The organism is Acinetobacter sp. 1125_18A, from assembly GCF_052824985.1.
The window spans coordinates 131,722-148,141 of the sequence record NZ_VTDG01000005.1; the positions used below are offsets into that span (position 1 = coordinate 131,722).

General features: G+C 36.9%; 13 protein-coding genes. 5 read left to right on the top strand and 8 right to left on the bottom strand.

All coding sequences use genetic code 11. The features are described from left to right. Positions 1-18: 18 nt before the first annotated feature. Positions 19-357: a tRNA-binding protein gene (locus FY049_RS10970; RefSeq protein WP_423853231.1), complete on the bottom strand. Its 339-nt coding sequence runs from the start codon at positions 355-357 to the stop codon at positions 19-21. 339 nt (positions 358-696) lie between these two features. Here FY049_RS10970 and FY049_RS10975 point away from each other — a divergent pair, with 339 nt between their 5' ends. Further along, a complete protein-coding gene (locus tag FY049_RS10975; RefSeq protein WP_034617824.1) occupies positions 697-960 on the top strand; it encodes a DUF2798 domain-containing protein in 264 nt (87 codons plus the stop codon). 77 nt (positions 961-1,037) lie between these two features. Here FY049_RS10975 and FY049_RS10980 read toward each other — a convergent pair whose 3' ends face one another. From FY049_RS10980 to gspF, 3 genes are all read right to left on the bottom strand, one after another. Further along, a complete protein-coding gene (locus FY049_RS10980) occupies positions 1,038-1,373 on the bottom strand; it encodes a hypothetical protein (protein WP_004725552.1) in 336 nt (111 codons plus the stop codon). A 281-nt stretch (positions 1,374-1,654) separates the two neighbouring features. After that, on the bottom strand, positions 1,655-2,092 hold the full coding sequence (gene gspG / locus FY049_RS10985; RefSeq protein ID WP_446083716.1) for a type II secretion system major pseudopilin GspG: 438 nt from the start codon (positions 2,090-2,092) through the stop codon (positions 1,655-1,657). 39 nt (positions 2,093-2,131) lie between these two features. Next, positions 2,132-3,337, bottom strand: a complete 1,206-nt coding sequence (gspF, locus tag FY049_RS10990; protein WP_004725548.1) for a type II secretion system inner membrane protein GspF — start codon at positions 3,335-3,337, stop codon at positions 2,132-2,134. A 168-nt stretch (positions 3,338-3,505) separates the two neighbouring features. Between gspF and FY049_RS10995 the strand changes: the two genes are divergently transcribed. Next, positions 3,506-5,731, top strand: coding sequence for a primosomal protein N' (locus tag FY049_RS10995; RefSeq protein ID WP_034617817.1), 2,226 nt, complete (start codon positions 3,506-3,508; stop codon positions 5,729-5,731). 126 nt (positions 5,732-5,857) lie between these two features. Here FY049_RS10995 and FY049_RS11000 read toward each other — a convergent pair whose 3' ends face one another. From FY049_RS11000 to FY049_RS11015, 4 genes are all read right to left on the bottom strand, one after another. Beyond that, a complete protein-coding gene (locus tag FY049_RS11000) occupies positions 5,858-6,358 on the bottom strand; it encodes a hypothetical protein (protein ID WP_224964351.1) in 501 nt (166 codons plus the stop codon). A 306-nt stretch (positions 6,359-6,664) separates the two neighbouring features. Further along, positions 6,665-7,036, bottom strand: a complete 372-nt coding sequence (locus FY049_RS11005; protein WP_446083717.1) for a hypothetical protein — start codon at positions 7,034-7,036, stop codon at positions 6,665-6,667. A gap of 19 nt (positions 7,037-7,055) precedes the next feature. Then, on the bottom strand, positions 7,056-7,487 hold the full coding sequence (locus FY049_RS11010; protein WP_446083718.1) for a DUF4279 domain-containing protein: 432 nt from the start codon (positions 7,485-7,487) through the stop codon (positions 7,056-7,058). Beyond that, positions 7,477-11,643: an RHS repeat-associated core domain-containing protein gene (locus FY049_RS11015; protein ID WP_446083719.1), complete on the bottom strand. Its 4,167-nt coding sequence runs from the start codon at positions 11,641-11,643 to the stop codon at positions 7,477-7,479. The genes FY049_RS11010 and FY049_RS11015 overlap by 11 nt, the downstream gene beginning before the upstream one ends. 600 nt (positions 11,644-12,243) lie before the next feature. Between FY049_RS11015 and FY049_RS11020 the strand changes: the two genes are divergently transcribed. The 3 genes from FY049_RS11020 to FY049_RS11030 all read left to right on the top strand — a co-directional run bounded on the left by FY049_RS11020 (position 12,244) and on the right by FY049_RS11030 (position 16,414). After that, positions 12,244-14,139, top strand: a complete 1,896-nt coding sequence (locus FY049_RS11020) for a monovalent cation:proton antiporter-2 (CPA2) family protein (RefSeq protein ID WP_004816746.1) — start codon at positions 12,244-12,246, stop codon at positions 14,137-14,139. An 83-nt stretch (positions 14,140-14,222) separates the two neighbouring features. Further along, positions 14,223-15,098, top strand: a complete 876-nt coding sequence (hslO, locus tag FY049_RS11025) for an Hsp33 family molecular chaperone HslO (RefSeq protein WP_004725526.1) — start codon at positions 14,223-14,225, stop codon at positions 15,096-15,098. A 347-nt stretch (positions 15,099-15,445) separates the two neighbouring features. Beyond that, complete coding sequence (locus FY049_RS11030) at positions 15,446-16,414, top strand: DnaJ C-terminal domain-containing protein (protein WP_151801341.1); 969 nt, start codon at positions 15,446-15,448, stop codon at positions 16,412-16,414. The last annotated feature ends 6 nt before the right edge of the window (positions 16,415-16,420 follow it).

The following is a 16,420-nucleotide window of genomic DNA, read 5'->3' on the forward strand; positions in this document are numbered from 1 at the left end:
AAGCGCTTGATTCAATCATTAAAGTAACTTTGTGCCCAATGGCACATTTGCATCAGGCACACACAACGTCACATGCCCATCTTGATTATGGAAACCCGTCACTAAACACTCTGATTGAATCGGTCCAATTTGTTTTTTTGGAAAGTTCACAACAGCAACCACAAGCTTCCCAATTAAATCTTCAGGTTGATACAGGTTGGTAATTTGCGCACTCGATTTCTTCACACCGAGCACTTCGCCAAAATCAACATGCAAAATATAAGCAGGGTTACGCGCTTTCTCAAACACTTCGGCTTGAATAATTTTTCCTATCCGTAACTCTACTTTAAGAAAATCATTCCATTCTATTTGTTGCATTGCTGAGTCCTCGTATTTTTATCAATTCATCTCAAGAGATAAAATCATTTTAGATAAATTTAAAGCGATCAACCTTATACAAAACAGACAAATGATCCTGTTAAAAAGACAATCATGTTCAATCCAAGCCCTATCAAAACGAAATTGAAAATATTTTCGGCGCATTTTTTATTATATTTTTTTCAAGTTTATGCTAAATTATTTTCGCTGATCATAAAGCCGTAAACGTTTACGTCAATCAACGTGCCAACATATCTCCAACAAGGCTTGGGGCTATTTTTAATCAAAATTTTAATATTTTGGTGCGGCACTGGCGTTTGTTGGTTTACGGAGTAAAAAATGCAAAATTCTAAATCGTCTTATTTTAATTTTAAAAAGATTCCACATCGCTATGCAGCGATTGTTTTACCTTTGTTACTGTCTATTATCATGACATTTATTGTTTCATGTATCAGTACATTCAGAAGCATGGGTTTTGAGAATTTTTCGCTATACACATGGCTTTCTGCTTGGGGGATTTCTTGGCTGATTGCCTTTCCAGTGTTACTGTTTATCTTACCTATTGTGCGCAAAATCACCATGAGCCTTGTTCAGCCGACTTAGTTGAATAAACCTGAGTCATTAAATTGTAGTGCAAAAAAAACCGAGGATTATACCCTCGGTTTCTCTTGATACTTCAACTAAAGTTGAGTCACCAAATAAGACATCATTGCAGCTAAAAATAACATTGGCACATAACGATATGAACGTACTAAATATTGTTCTAATAATGATGAGAATTCAGTTTTTAACTGAAATACTGTCAAATTTAAGGCATTATAAAAACTAATAATAGATAATGCACTAAATACGCTAATCGCCATAAAACCAATCATGATCTGGCTATTGGCATCGGCAACTTGCCAAATATTGAGAAAAAACTGGCTAATCGGTAATAGGCTCAAAATTAAAAGAACAGATTTGAGCATAGTCCAATGAAACTGGCTGATTTCATCTGGTAATAATAATGCTTTCATCTCATCCTCCTAAGCAATTCAGATTGCCCTGAGAACTATTATGCAAGCTTTTAATTAAATAAAAAGTCTATTTTTATACACAATTTAACTTTCTTGTAACTATTAAATATGGGAATAATTCTTATTATAACTCTCAAACATCGTTATTTTAAATAGATGTTATATTTCAATAAATTAAATACAATTTAGCAAACAAGAAAGATTATCACTTCACTCAATATTTATTAACTCGATTAAATGAAGTGATTAATCCCATAAATAATAACCTAAATAATCTTCAATTAAGGTTGGTAATAAATATCTGCATCATTTCCTTCACCACCTTGTTTACCATCGGCACCAAAAGAATATAAATCAAATTTACGACCTTCAGAACCAGGGATTACATATTGAATATCATTTTCCCAACTGTCTTTCGGATAACCACCTTTAACATAACCACCAGGTAACCAGTTTTTAGCCGCTGCAGGTTGATTTACAAGCGCATCTAAACCACCTTCTTGGCTTGTTGGATAACGCCCATTGTCCAGTTTATACTGGTCTAAAGCACCCGCTACACCTTTTAATGCAATTTTAGTGGTGTCAACTTTGGCTTTTTCACCACGTCCCATCACATTGGGTACGATCAATGCTGCAAGTACGCCTAAAATAACAATCACAACCATCACTTCAATTAAGGTAAAACCTGACTGACGAGTCCTATTCATCTTTCGTTGCATCTGCTTACTCTCTATATATTCTTTATAAAAATAATTGGCTTAAATCATATTGTTCATATTGACGATTGGCAACATGACTGCAATCACAATAACCAAAACAATACCAGCCATAAACACCAACATTAAGGGTTCCAGTAAAGCCAATAATGTTGAAATAAATGAGGATACTTCTCGATCCTGCATATCTGATGCACGGCTTAACATTCGATCTAACTCACCCGAAGCTTCACCGCTTTTAATCATTTGTACCATCATCGGTGGGAAATAACCACAACGCTCCAATTGTGTTGCAAGATTTCCACCTTCTGTGACTTTCTCTGCTGCAATATTAACAGCATCTCGTATCACCCAATTGCTACTCACCGCTGCTCCAATTTTTAAAGCATCGACCAATGGCACGCCTGATTGGGTAAGAATAGATAAGGTACTGGCAAAACGCGCTGCATTTATACCACGAGATAATTTACCAAATAATGGCAATCTGAGTGTTAAACGATCAAAAGCATAGTGCCCCGCAGAAGTTCGTAGGAATCGAATCAATAAAAAGATCCCAACCACACTAAACACCAGCATAAAGGGCCAAGCCTGCCGAATAATCTCACTGGCTTTCATTAACGCCACAGTGATCCATGGCAAGGCTTGCTTACTTTGGTCAAAGGTTTTAACGATGTCTGGAACAACATACGTCATTAACCCCATCACAATCGCAAAAGACATAAACATCAAGATGATTGGATAGATCATCGCACCTTGAATTTTCTTTTGCATCGCAAAGCGGTTTTCGGTGTAATCAGATAATTGATCTAAAATTAAATCTAAATGTCCTGAACGTTCACCCGCAGCAACGGTCGCAATATACAAATCTGGAAAGCGTCCTGTTTGTTGCATCGCTTGAGCCAAAGAGTGCCCTTCAAGCACTTTTGAACGTGCCGAAAGTAAAAGATTTTGTACATGCACTTTTTCACTTTGTTTGGCAACTGCTCGTAATGCTTCCTCTAAAGGAATCGCAGCAGCGACCAAAACAGAAAGTTGACGTGTCATTAAAGCCAGATCATAAGCCGAGAATTTACGTTGAAAAAATCCTGAACTTTTATTTTTATCTTTTTGTTCAACAGCATCCACCGTGACAGGAATCAATTCCTTGTCCCGTAGTTGTTGTCGAATCTGGCGTGCGGAATCTCCCTCTAACACGCCTTTTTGCTGCTTTCCTGAAGCATCAATTGCAGTAAATTGATATGCTGGCATTATTATGCTCTAGTTTTCCAAAATTTTTTGATTACGCTGTTGCGTCATACCCTATAAATCATTCATATTCATGTTTATAGATGACTGTTACACTCTAACACAAGCCGAATCTGGACATGAAACAATTTCATCACAGCCTCACTAAATTAATGAGTCACTAAATTAAAAATGTCGAATACCCTTGCTACGCCACAGACGATTTATCGTATTCAAGTTGCTGTTCCTGTCTATTTGAATGACTGCTTTGATTACCAAGTCACCGCTGAACAATATGCGCAAGCTGAAGTCGGTGCGCGTGTTGCAGTGTCTTTTGGCAGACAAAATCTGATTGGTGTTATTGTCAAGAAAGTACCGATTGATGAACCTGTGGATTCTCATTTTAAACTCAAAGCCATTACTGAACTGTTAGATGAACAGGCCATTCTAGACAGTAAAGTTTTAAGTTTATTGACATGGTCATCACAATATTATCAATTTCCTATCGGTGAAGTGATTCAAACGGCGTTACCTACCTTATTACGCCAAGGTAAACCTTATAATTTATTGGCACGTATCTGGAAACTTTTAGACTTACATGCCGAAGACAAAGTTAAGCGTTCTGAAAAACAACAAGAAGCCTATAAAATTTTAAAGCTACACCCGAAAGGGACACAGGAAAACATTCTTAATTTAAGTGGTGTTGAAACAGCCACACTCAAAGTCCTTGAGAAAAAAGACATTGTTCGTTGTGATTTAGAACCACAAAATGTCACGCCAGAACCTGTGCAATTGGCACAGATGCCACTCACGCCAAATGACGATCAGAAGAAAGCCATTCAAGCGATTTTAAAAGCGCAAAAAAAATATCAAGCGTTTCTACTGGATGGTTTAACTGGGAGTGGTAAAACCGAAGTTTATTTGCAAGTGATGCATGAAGTACTTAAACAAGGCAAACAAGTTCTGGTTTTAGTGCCTGAAATTGGCTTAACCCCACAAACCATCAGCCGTTTCCAATCACGTTTTCATTGCAATATTGCCTTACTACATTCAGGGTTAAATGACACTAAACGTTTACAAGCATGGCAGCATGCGCAAACGGGCAAAGCCTCTATTATTTTAGGTACACGTTCTGCAATTTATACGCCTTTGCCGCATTTGGGTTTGATTATTTTAGATGAAGAGCATGATCTTTCGTTTAAACAGCAAGAAGGCTTCCGCTATCATGCTCGCGATGTGGCCATGTATCGTGCACATTTAGAAAATTGCCCGATTATTTTAGGTTCGGCCACACCAAGCATCGACAGTTATTATCTTGCTCGCCAAGAAAAGCTGACACGGATTGAGTTAAATCAACGTGCTGGTGCCGCAATCATGCCGAAAATGCATTTGATTGATTTAAAAGTGGCAAAAAAACAGCATGGCTTAAGTGATGTTTTGATTGCTGAAATCAAAAAACGTTTAGAGAAAAAAGAACAAGTTCTGATTTTTTTAAATCGCCGCGGTTATGCCCCTGTGCTTATCTGTGAAAGCTGTGGTTGGCAGGCCAATTGCCCCAACTGCGATGCTCACTTTACCCTGCATTTAAAGCCTTATCAGCATTTACATTGTCACCATTGTGGCACGATTAATCGTATGCCTGATGCTTGCCCTCAATGCAATCAACAACAATTAAAGCCAATTGGCATGGGAACTGCCAAAGTTGAAGAAACCTTGAATGAGCTGTTCCCTCACTTCCCCGTCTTGCGCGTAGATCGTGACTCAACCAGTCGGGTTGGTAGTTGGCAAAAGATTTATGATCAAATCCAAAAAAGTGAACCGACCATTTTACTTGGCACTCAAATGCTGGCAAAAGGACATCACTTTCCTTATGTCACCTTAGTGGCAATTTTGGATATTGATGCAGGTTTGTTGAGTGTGGATTTCCGTGCCACAGAACGTACTGCGCAATTAATTATTCAAGTTGCAGGTCGTGCGGGTCGTGGTGAAATGAAAGGTGAGGTCTATTTACAAACCCTAAGACCTGATCATCCGTTATTAAACACCTTGATTCATAATGACTATCGGACCTTTGCCAAACAAACCTTAAAAGATCGCCAAGCCGCGCTACTTCCACCCTTTCGTTATACAGCTTTGATCCGTTGTGATTCAAAACATCAGGAAGAAAATTTAAAGTTTCTGACTGAAATGACACAGCTCCTTAGACAAACTGCCGAAGAGAATTTAATTGATATTTGGGGGCCTATTCCAGCCCCAATGGAGCGTAAAGCAGGGCGTTACCAAGCCCATGTGGTTTTGCTTTCTCAAGATCGGGCAAAAATGCATTTTTATATTCGCCAATGGTGGCAACAGCTATTACATAGCAAACCCTCTACGATGAAAGTCACCATAGATGTTGATCCGCAAGAGTTGAGTTGAGTTTGTGTTGTATTGCGTATTTTAGAAGTGATGTGAGTATGCAATTTTGTTTAAAAATGAATTTGTGTACTCACTATTTTTGAATAGCAAATGCTATTCAAAAAAATTGAATTAATTATATAAAAATCAATCTATTAATGCTTTAATTATTTTATCATTATGAAAATATTCAAAAGCATTTCTGCTAATAGATTCATACTCAGCAAATTTTAAATTAATATCATGAACTAATTGAGAATTAGAGTTTGGTTTATAAAAATAAGTAAATAAATCATCTTCATTAAAAAGCGCTCTATCAGAAACGAAATATTCAGATAAAATTTTATCTAATTCACTGATATTTATTTCGCCTTTTTTATACCGAATGTAAGCAAAACCAATGAAAAGTGAATCGATTAAGTTATGATCCAGCATATTTTCATTTGCTAAACCACATCTAATACCATCATTTATATCTTTCAGGTCAGTAGCTAAAGAAACAGAAAATAGCCAATCCCTAGGAGTATCAACACGACTTATGTTCATATCAGCCCAGCCGATGAGCGTATCTAAATCAATAAAGCATGAATCAATCATTGCGCAAATTATATATCTTGGATTCATATAGTTTTTTAATTCAGTGTCCAAACAAGCTCTCCCATACTAAAACGGCTAAGTGTGTGGTGTTAATTTATAAGGTATAGAAAGATAACCACGATTAAAATCATTCTTGATAGATATATTCTTGTTTTTGTTTATCCCAGCGACCACCGTTATCCAGACAGCGGTCTACATTTATAAAACTGCATCCAGTGATCATCAGGCAAATAAAGCTAATTATGGATATTTTCATTACAAACTCATTAATATGTAGTTTCTACAATAATTTACAACTTAAAAAACCTAATAGATTTCAATATGAATTTAAAAATATTATTAGTTCATTAATCATCTTTACTTTATACATTTAGATTTTAAAAAATTATAAACATTTGATTTAACCTCATAATTTTCATTTATTTTTTTAAGATCATTACACGATAGTTGAAAACCAACATTTTGAGGCACATACTTTATTTCACCTTCAAGATTTAAAGCCACCCATACATATGGATTATTTGGATTTCCTGTTGTAATTCCTAGAAGAGTGAACGGTTCTCCAAATGGTTGCGGTATGATTTTCCAATTTGGATTTCTATTATTTGATTCTACTATATGGATTGTCTCCCAATCTCCTTTACCTTTTAGTTCTTGATATAATTCATAAACAAACCAACATAAAGATAATAGAATAATTGTCACAATAGAAAATATAATTTTTTTCATTTTTCATCTCTACTTAGCATCATTCTTCCGATACACCACATAGTTCAAAATTTAACGTAAGCCCTAAATTAGCTATTCTTTGAACAAGACCAGCGTTTAAATTAAAATTAAAGACAACATCACCATCTATAATATTTTTTGCTGAGAAAACATCTATATATGCATTATCAATATTATCTAATTTTCCCAGGTCAAAATAATGAGACTCTAACAATTCAACTAGTTTTAAAATTTGTTTAGAAATGTCGGGGTCTCTTGGTAAAGTATATCTCCAGTATCCAAGTTTCCGTACTGTGTTGGAACCATACGATGTAGTATGGGTATCCCCTTTCATGAAACTTTTAGTTGGATTCAATAACAATATCTTAGTAACTTGGATAGGATCCAAATCTATCCCATTTAAAGATAGACCAATAGTACCAATAGATTCTTTTTCTTTATCACTCATCATTTAAATTACCAACCCATTCACCATTAGAATCTTCTACATCACCAGTCTGAGGATTAACTCCAAAATTTTCTGCAGCACCTCCTCCACAACTATCTTTTACACCATGAAGTCGGTCGCTGACCTCTCCTTTGCTCACCCCATTACGTTTCCCCCATTCTCTAGCCCCTTTATCGGCAGGCCAAAAACCTGGAGAATAGCCATTAGACACAATCGCTGGGTTTTTCCAATGTTTATATAAATCATAAGCGGCTGCTCCTCCAATTATTGCAAGACCTACTGCATCACCAATAGGAAATGGTCCATCAATTGCTGCTGCTCCACCAGCCATAGGCAATATTTTGATGACAGTTGATGTTGTTCCGGTTGGATCTACATGATTAACTGGATTATTTCCTACATAAGCATATGTATTTAAACCACCCGCCAATCCAATCGGATCACTCTGAGTATAACGCCCTATACTTGCATCATAATAACGATTCCTGTTATACCAAAGCGCACTCTCAGCATCATAGTATTGCCCAGGAAAACCTAAGTTAAAGTCCCCAATACTACTTTGCACCACAGCACTGTCATAACTGCTCAGTTGAGATTTCCACACCACAGCTTGATTTGAGTCAGTAATGACTTCTGGACGGCCTAAATGATCATTATGGATATAGTAAAATTGATTGTTGCTTAGCACAGCAATCGGTTGACCACCTAGCCAAATATAGCTCTTTGCTAAACTGCCGTTTTGTGAGCTAGATAAAGGACTCTCCGCAAGCAATCGACCATCAGGTGCATATATATAATTAACGGTTCCACCACTGCCAGATTTACGGCTTCGAAGATTAAAGACATCATAGTCATAACTTACCGTAGCACCTGTATTTACGCTTTTCAGACGGTTAAAGCCATCATAGCTATAATTAACCGTTCCAGCATAGCCTGTCTTTTGGGTTAAATTACCCAAAACATCATAACTAAAGTTTTTCGCTTCAGCGCCTGTTGTACTGGTTAAACGATTTCCCTGACCAAGTACATAGTTGGTTACGGCATTGGTATTGCCTATACGATTGGTCCGATTGTAATTGCTGTCTTGTTGCCAGCGTTCAGTATATTGGGTTGAAGAAGCAAGGTTTAATTGTCCAAGTAGATCATAGTTATAACTGGTGGTTTTATTGTTATCTAAACCATTATTGATCTGAGTGATCCAATTATTGGCATTATATTGATGACTAAGATTTTGCACTCCCGGAGCAGTAATACCAATTAGACGATAATCCTGATCATAGCTGGTTTGTCGTGATAGACCATTGCCATAGGTCCAATTTTTAATTCCGCCATAGGGTTCATATGTGACATTGCTGACAATCGTCTGTGTTGAGCTTGCTGTTTTGAATTTAACTGCATTTACTCGATTTAATTCGTCATATTCATAAATAACTTTATTATTTTCATTTCCATAACTTTCTTCAAGCAAATTACCCAAACCGTCATAACTCCAATAGGTTGAGTAAGTAACGCCAGCTATATTTTTAATTTGGACAGCAAGTTGGCCATCCAGGTTATATCCATAACCTGTAGATGTGATCCCATCGGCAGTTGCACACAACTGCCCAACGCCATTGCTGCAATTGTCATAAACCCAGCTTTGAATCTGATCACCTGTCTGCGCTCTAGTTCGGCGATTTAAAGCATCATAGCTATATGTTGTGCTGACATTATTTGCACGTGTTAAACGAATCAGATTACCATCTGGATCATATTGATATTGGGTTAACCCTGTATCTGGACTATTGGTTGATAACAGTTGCCCAAACCCATCATAACGATATGTCGTTGTATTGCCTTTCGCATCTTGAACACTGATCAATTGCCCAATAGCATCATAGTTATATAGAATAGTCGAACCATCACTGCGACTTTCCTTGTTCAAATTGTCGTGAAGATCATAAGCATATGTCGTGATTTTGCCCAAGGAGCCGGTTTTTTTAGTAACATTTCCATTGGCATCATATTCATAGCGTTGGTTTTGTCCATTGTTCCCTAGATCTGCAGTTGTCCATCCCAGTTGATTATGTTGATTAGTTTTAGAATAACGAACCGAACTACCTTCTTTAAAGCGGACACTAAGGGGTTGTCCAAGATTGGAATATTGATATTCTTGGCTAGTTAAAACTTGACTCCCTTGACCATGAGTGATTTGAGCGGCTGTACCATTATCATTGTAATCAATAGACTCTCTGATCGACTTGTAATTATAAAACCACCCTCTCATTCCACTGCGATTAGTTTGAGTTACACCAAATGGGCCATGCTCGAATGTAATAGTACGATAATGCGTATACCCTCCAAACAATTGACTAATACTAGTAATTCGACCACGTGCATCATAATTATAAGATTCATACAAACCATTCGGGTAAGTTACACTAGTCGGCTGTCGTAGATTATTATGTGGCGCATAAGTGGTAACATGCCCCAATGCATTTTTAATTTGGGATAGACCACCTTCATAAGCATAACTGTAAACCGTATTTTTACCATTGCTATTTATCACTACAGCACTCAGCATTCCATTCGTGTGCAAACTATAGCCATAAGCAATTATACTACAGATGGTTGTCCCTGTTTTGCTACAGATCGTTTGACTTTTAAGACGATTTCTAGCGGGTTCATTGGCAGCATAATAACTATAGGTTTCCTCTCTAATTAAACGATTAGATCCATCAAGTATTTGAATTTGAGTGATAAAACTGGTTTCCCAAAGGTAGCTATATTTTTTAATATACGCATTGGAAATATTACCATTTTGGACACCTACAGTTTCTTGAGTGACCCTGCCAAAACGATCACGCTGATATTGTGTCTCTACGCCATTCCAGTCTTTGGTGGAAATCACATATCCATTGTTATCGTAAGTATTTTCCATACTGCTATTCGGGCAGTTATTTACCCCACTTCTTTCTACTTTAGCCAGTTTATTTTTTTTATTATCTGTATAAATATATTTAATAACTGCACCTAAAGGATTGGTAACAATTGTATAATTATCACCAAAAGTTAACCTATCAACTTGTGTACCATCACTCCGGCCACTTTGGACTGCTTTGTTTCCATTAAAAAAATAGCTATTATAACGCTTACCATTAATCGATATTCCACTTAGTACTTGAGGACCTGCTCTATACTCTCCATAATGATATGTACGTGTACCTAAATTATCCGGATAAATTACAGAAACCAAATAGGGGGTGTCACTCTTAGTGAAACTTCCCCAAACTTGAAAATAGTACGTATACATATCATAAATATAATTATATTTTTTCCCTCCTGGAGCTGTTACGGAACTCAACATACCATCTTTATTCCAAGTGAAATCAATACTACTCCCATTGGTATGTGTGACTTTAATTAATCTGTTGTTATATTCATCATAAGAAAGCATCCAACCAATACCATAAGCATTTTTTTTACTTAATAAATCACCATAACCACTATAAATCTCAATACCTCCGTCTGATAGAGTAACAGTCCATAAATTATTTTTTGAATTGACTGTAGCTGGCTGCATAACATGATGATAACTACCATCTGGTAATTGACGAATTGCCTGTTTTTGCTTATTTACCAATAAATTATAACTATAGCTATGTCTCCATTTCCCGATTCTATTATAAAAATTAGCATAACTATTTAATGGACTACCATTTTTATCATAATCAGGCAGTTCATTAAATGAATGGTAATAACGTGTAAACTCTAAAGGCATTTCCCCTTGAGCTGAAAAATCTTGTTCTTTTAGTACTTTTCGCCCATCAGCAATCATAATTGGATTGTTAGTAGAACATTCTTTATTTTCTGAATCTTCTGTTTTCGCGTTTACATCAAGTATGTCTAATTTTGCACTTGGTGATGGACCACCATGGTCTCCACCACCTAAATTTTCATATAAACGCTCTAGTCTTAACTGTTCAGCTTCACATTCAGCATATCGACCAGAACTCGTACTATATTGATCACAATTTAATGGTTCTGACGACCCGCCTTGACCAGCCTCCCATGAAGCATTTACAAAAATTGTAGGTAGTGTGACTATATTTGAGTTTGCTATAGCATTATTCAATAAACTTAAATTAATCAAAAATATACAAATTTTATTTTTAGACATAATGACACCACAATAAAAAATTAATACTTGTATCTATTGACATTCCATTGATGCATAGCAAAAAGTTAGTTTTTTAGAATTGTCAATTGTTCTTGAAATTAGGGTTAACAAAATTATTTTATGATAATCATTATCATTTGTAAACAAAGTATTAATTTTTATTTAACAATTAAACCAAACCAACTAAAGAGAGAAATACAGGTTAAAAGATAAATTAACTACTTACTAAATTTATAATATTCAAATATATAATAATTTAATATCAAGAATTCTAAAAACACAGTATCACTTTTATTTGGGCTTAAGTTATATTAAGATTTTCTAAATAAATTGAAAAATATAGTATTTCATTTAAGCCCACGATCATCAGCATAAATAGATCATTTAGAAAAATGCAAAAATCTACCGCCATATAAAGTAATGGATTTTCAATACAATTTATTATCACGTCTTTATTTACACATCAGTTCTCGTTTTTACCTCGCTAATCACTTTTAAATTTTTATTGGGTAAAAAGACAATTTCTTAATAAATATCTCCAAGTCAATCACAAAATCACGCTACAATTTCTAAAGAAAGAAAAAAACTTAAGGCAAGTGAATGTCACTGTTACTCCAAATCACCATCTTCCTTGGTGCAGCATTAATTCTGGTTCCTCTAGGGAAAAAACTCGGTATTGCCACCGTACTGGGTTACTTATTTACAGGAATACTTCTAGGTCCAAGCGCGTTTAACATCGCCAATGATCCAGAGGAAATCATGCACCTTGCAGAATTTGGGGTGATTTTACTGATGTTCCTGATTGGTTTAGAACTTCGCCCACAGCGTTTATGGGAAATGCGCCAATCCATTTTTGTGATGGGAAGTTTACAGGTCGGGGTTACTGGTTTGGTGCTGATGGGAACCATCTATTTAATCTTTCAACAATCACTCCCCGCAAGTTTTGTGATTGGTTTTGCCTTAGCACTTTCTTCAACCGCCTTTGTTTTACAGCTTTTGGAAGAAAAACAACAACTCAATACCACTCATGGTCAGCAATCCTTTTCGATTTTACTGTTTCAGGATATTGCTGCGATTCCCTTACTTGCCATCATACCACTCTTGGCAGGCAGCGAATCGAGTCATCATGGCGTTGCTTACTTTGCTGCGATTATCGCCACGTTCACAGGTTTATTTCTATTTAGTCGTTATGTGATGCGACCATTTTTCCGCTTTGTGGCAAAAAGTGGTGCAACAGAACTGATCACAGCCGTTGGCCTATTTATTGTGCTGGGTGTGGTGTTATTGATGGATACACTCGGGATCAGCACAACCTTAGGCGCTTTTTTAACAGGTGTGCTTCTGGCTGACTCTGAATTCCGTCATGAGCTTGAAGCCAGTATTGCGCCCTTTAAAGGTTTATTGCTCGGTTTATTCTTTATGACGGTGGGAATGACCACGCAAATCTCGTTAATTGCAGATATGCCATTACTGATTATTGGTGGCGCAGTCAGTTTAATTCTAATCAAAATGATCGTGATGGCAGCCATTGCACGTTATAAAAAAATGAGTTGGACCAACAGTTTAATGGTCGCAACCTGTTTAGCCCAAGGGGGTGAATTTGCCTTTGTGGTATTAAACGTGGCAAAAAGCGAAAAAGTACTGGCTGAAGCAATCATGGAGCCCATCACCTTAATTGTGACCTTATCCATGGTACTGACCCCTATCTTCTTCTGGTTGGTAAGTACACAAGTATTGCCATTAATCAATAAAGACAGTGCACCGAAATACGATGAAATTCCCAACGAACACCCTGCTCTTATTGTTGCTGGTTTTGGTCGTGTAGGGCAAATTGTTGCTCGTTTGGCGCGTATCCGTCATTTTACCTTTACCGCCATTGATAATAATTTACAAAAAATTGATTTTGTTCGACGCTATGGTGGTACTTTGTATTATGGCGATGTGACTCAACCCGATTTACTCCGTGCAGCCGGAATTGAGCAGGCCAAGGTTTTTGTATTGGCAATTGATAATGTTGAAGATTCAATGAATGTTGCGCGACATATTTTGCTCAATTATCCAAACCTTACCTTATTGGTTCGAGCACGAGATCGTTATCACATGCACCTCCTGCGTGATGTCGGAGTTAAACATATTTGGCGTGAAACCTATTTGACTTCATTGGGGATGGGTTATCGAGCATTGTGTGAACTGGGCATGAGTAAACAAGAGGCTTATGATAGTGTTGAGCTATTTAGAAACTACGATGAAGAACTGTTAACACGTCAACAGCGTATTTATACCGATGAGCAAAAGCTTTTTGAAAGCTATCGGGACTTTATTTCGGAGCTTGAGCACCTGTTTGAAAGCGATGCGCAAGTTGAAAACCACAATCCTGAACAATATAAAGATGTTCCAGATTTGGATGAATCAGGCTTAGAAAGACCCACAGCAAAAGCTCAAACCACACATGCCAAGCATGATCGTATTAATATTATGCGTGATGACGAAAATTAACTTTAAGATGCACCGTTTTTCAGGTGAAATAAACTTGTGATTTATAATATCGCCACCATCTAAACAGGGATTTGGAGAATTTTATGTCTGATTTACGTCAACGTTTTTATATTGAAGATAGCCCTGTACGTGGTGAAATTGTACATTTAGATACAGCACTACAAACGATTCTATCGCAGCGTAATTATGCGCCTGCTGTGCGCATTTTATTGGGTGAAATGTTGAGTGCAACAGCATTACTTGCAAGCACATTAAAAATTAAAGGACGTATTAGCTTACAAATTCAAGCACAAGGTACATTCAAATGGGCGATGGCTGAATGCAACCATTTAGGGGATGTACGTGCACTTGCAGACTATGAAGAAGATCCGCATTTTATGTTGAGTGAAGACAGCAGTACTGTGCTCAGCACTTTGCAACAACCTGTGTTATTTATCAATATTGAACCTGAATTTGGTGAGCGTTATCAAGGAATTGTGCCACTTGATCAACCAACGCTTGCGGCTTGTTTAATGCAGTATTATGACCTTTCTGCACAAATTCCAACACGTATTGTCTTGGCAAGCACCCATCACAATGCAGGCGGTTTACTGATTCAGTTATTACCTCGTAATAATGAAGAAGAACAACAACGTGTAGATGAAGATTTATGGCCACGTTTGATTATGTTGACGCAGACCTTAAAGCCTGAAGAATTGACGGATTTAACTGCACAAGAAATTCTTTACCGTTTATACAATGAAGAAGAAGTTCGTCTGCCAGATGTTGAACAGCTTCAATTCAATTGCACCTGTTCACGCGATAAATGCAAAAATGCATTGATCCAGATTGGTCTAGATGCGGTCAAAGAAACTCTAGAAATTCAAAATCCAATTGAAATGGATTGCCAATTTTGCAATAAAAAATATCAGTTCACTGCAAAAGAAGCTTTAAATCTGTTTGGTGAGCATTTGAGTTAATCTATTAAGATCTGAATGGTTTAAATTTGCAAAAATTTAACTATCGATTTTTACCAAGAAAAGAGCAAATTCAGTTTGCTCTTTTTTTTCAATTAAAATTCAAAGCATAATCAACAAGTTTTATAAATTAAAAGGTTGAATAGCTATTTAGAATCGTCATTTACTTCACCAAAGCACCAACCCGAACACACAAAGCCCATAGAACATGAAACACCACCTTTATCAGCAATAAGCGGGCTTTTGTGCTAGATAAGTTTTGAAACAATAACCACACTAAGTTGCTCTTCCATCTGTAGCCAAAAAGGCATAAAACTAGAATAAAGTTAAACAAAATAATGACCTTAAGTATGGCAAAAAATTATTATGAAGATTTGGGTGTTTCTAGAAATGCGACACCAGACGAAATTAAGAAAGCTTATCGAAAACTCGCACGTAAATATCATCCTGACGTGAGTAAAGAAACCGATGCTGAAGCAAAAATGCAGACTATCAATGTCGCCTACGACACCTTAAGTAATGAAGAAAAGAAAAAGCAATACGATTTTGAACTCGACAATCCTTATGCCAATACAGGTGGGTTTGGAGGGCAATCTACAGGACAAAGTGGTTTTGATGGTAGCCAATTCCATCGTTCGTACAGTAGCAGTGGTGGACAAGATTTTAGTGGTTTTGAAGATCTATTTGGACGTTTCGGTGGTGGTTTTGGCGGTGGACATCAACAAGATTTTGGGCAACGCGGCTCTCAGCAACAACGCAGCTATAAAGGTGAAGACCAACATGCCAGTATTGAAATTCCTGTAAGCATTGGTTATGAAGGCGCAACCCAGAGTATCACCTTACAAATCCCAACCTATAATGCCTATGGTGAACCCGAGGTACAACGGAAAACCCTTCAAGTTAAAATCCCCAAAGGCATGAAAGAAGGTCAGCAAATTCGCCTTGCAAAACAAGGGCAAGCTGGAATTAACGGTGGTGAAAATGGCGATCTTTATATTGAGATCCAATACCAAGACACTGACCGTATCCGTGTTGAAGGTGCTGATGTCTATTACACGGTTGATGTTACACCTTGGGAAGCAGCACTTGGTCAAAGTATTGAAATTGATACCCCAGCAGGTAAAGTAAAAGTTACTGTGCCACAAAATGCCAAACCCAATCAGCAACTCCGTTTAAAAGACAAAGGGATACCGCATAAAACCCCAGGTCATCTTTATTTGGTGATCAATATTGTTTATCCCAAAGCAACCAGCGAAACACAGCAAAAAGCCTATCAACAATTTGCTGATGCTTTTACTGACTTTAATCCTCGTTCATAATTTTAT

Coding starts and splice junctions, on each gene's coding strand:
- FY049_RS10970 (WP_423853231.1), bottom strand. CDS start 357: ATGCAACAAATAGAATGGAATGATTTTCTTAAAGTAGAGTTACGGATA.
- FY049_RS10975 (WP_034617824.1), top strand. CDS start 697: ATGCAAAATTCTAAATCGTCTTATTTTAATTTTAAAAAGATTCCACAT.
- FY049_RS10980 (WP_004725552.1), bottom strand. CDS start 1,373: ATGAAAGCATTATTATTACCAGATGAAATCAGCCAGTTTCATTGGACT.
- gspG (WP_446083716.1), bottom strand. CDS start 2,092: ATGCAACGAAAGATGAATAGGACTCGTCAGTCAGGTTTTACCTTAATT.
- gspF (WP_004725548.1), bottom strand. CDS start 3,337: ATGCCAGCATATCAATTTACTGCAATTGATGCTTCAGGAAAGCAGCAA.
- FY049_RS10995 (WP_034617817.1), top strand. CDS start 3,506: ATGTCGAATACCCTTGCTACGCCACAGACGATTTATCGTATTCAAGTT.
- FY049_RS11005 (WP_446083717.1), bottom strand. CDS start 7,036: ATGAAAAAAATTATATTTTCTATTGTGACAATTATTCTATTATCTTTA.
- FY049_RS11010 (WP_446083718.1), bottom strand. CDS start 7,487: ATGATGAGTGATAAAGAAAAAGAATCTATTGGTACTATTGGTCTATCT.
- FY049_RS11015 (WP_446083719.1), bottom strand. CDS start 11,643: ATGTCTAAAAATAAAATTTGTATATTTTTGATTAATTTAAGTTTATTG.
- FY049_RS11020 (WP_004816746.1), top strand. CDS start 12,244: ATGTCACTGTTACTCCAAATCACCATCTTCCTTGGTGCAGCATTAATT.
- hslO (WP_004725526.1), top strand. CDS start 14,223: ATGTCTGATTTACGTCAACGTTTTTATATTGAAGATAGCCCTGTACGT.
- FY049_RS11030 (WP_151801341.1), top strand. CDS start 15,446: ATGGCAAAAAATTATTATGAAGATTTGGGTGTTTCTAGAAATGCGACA.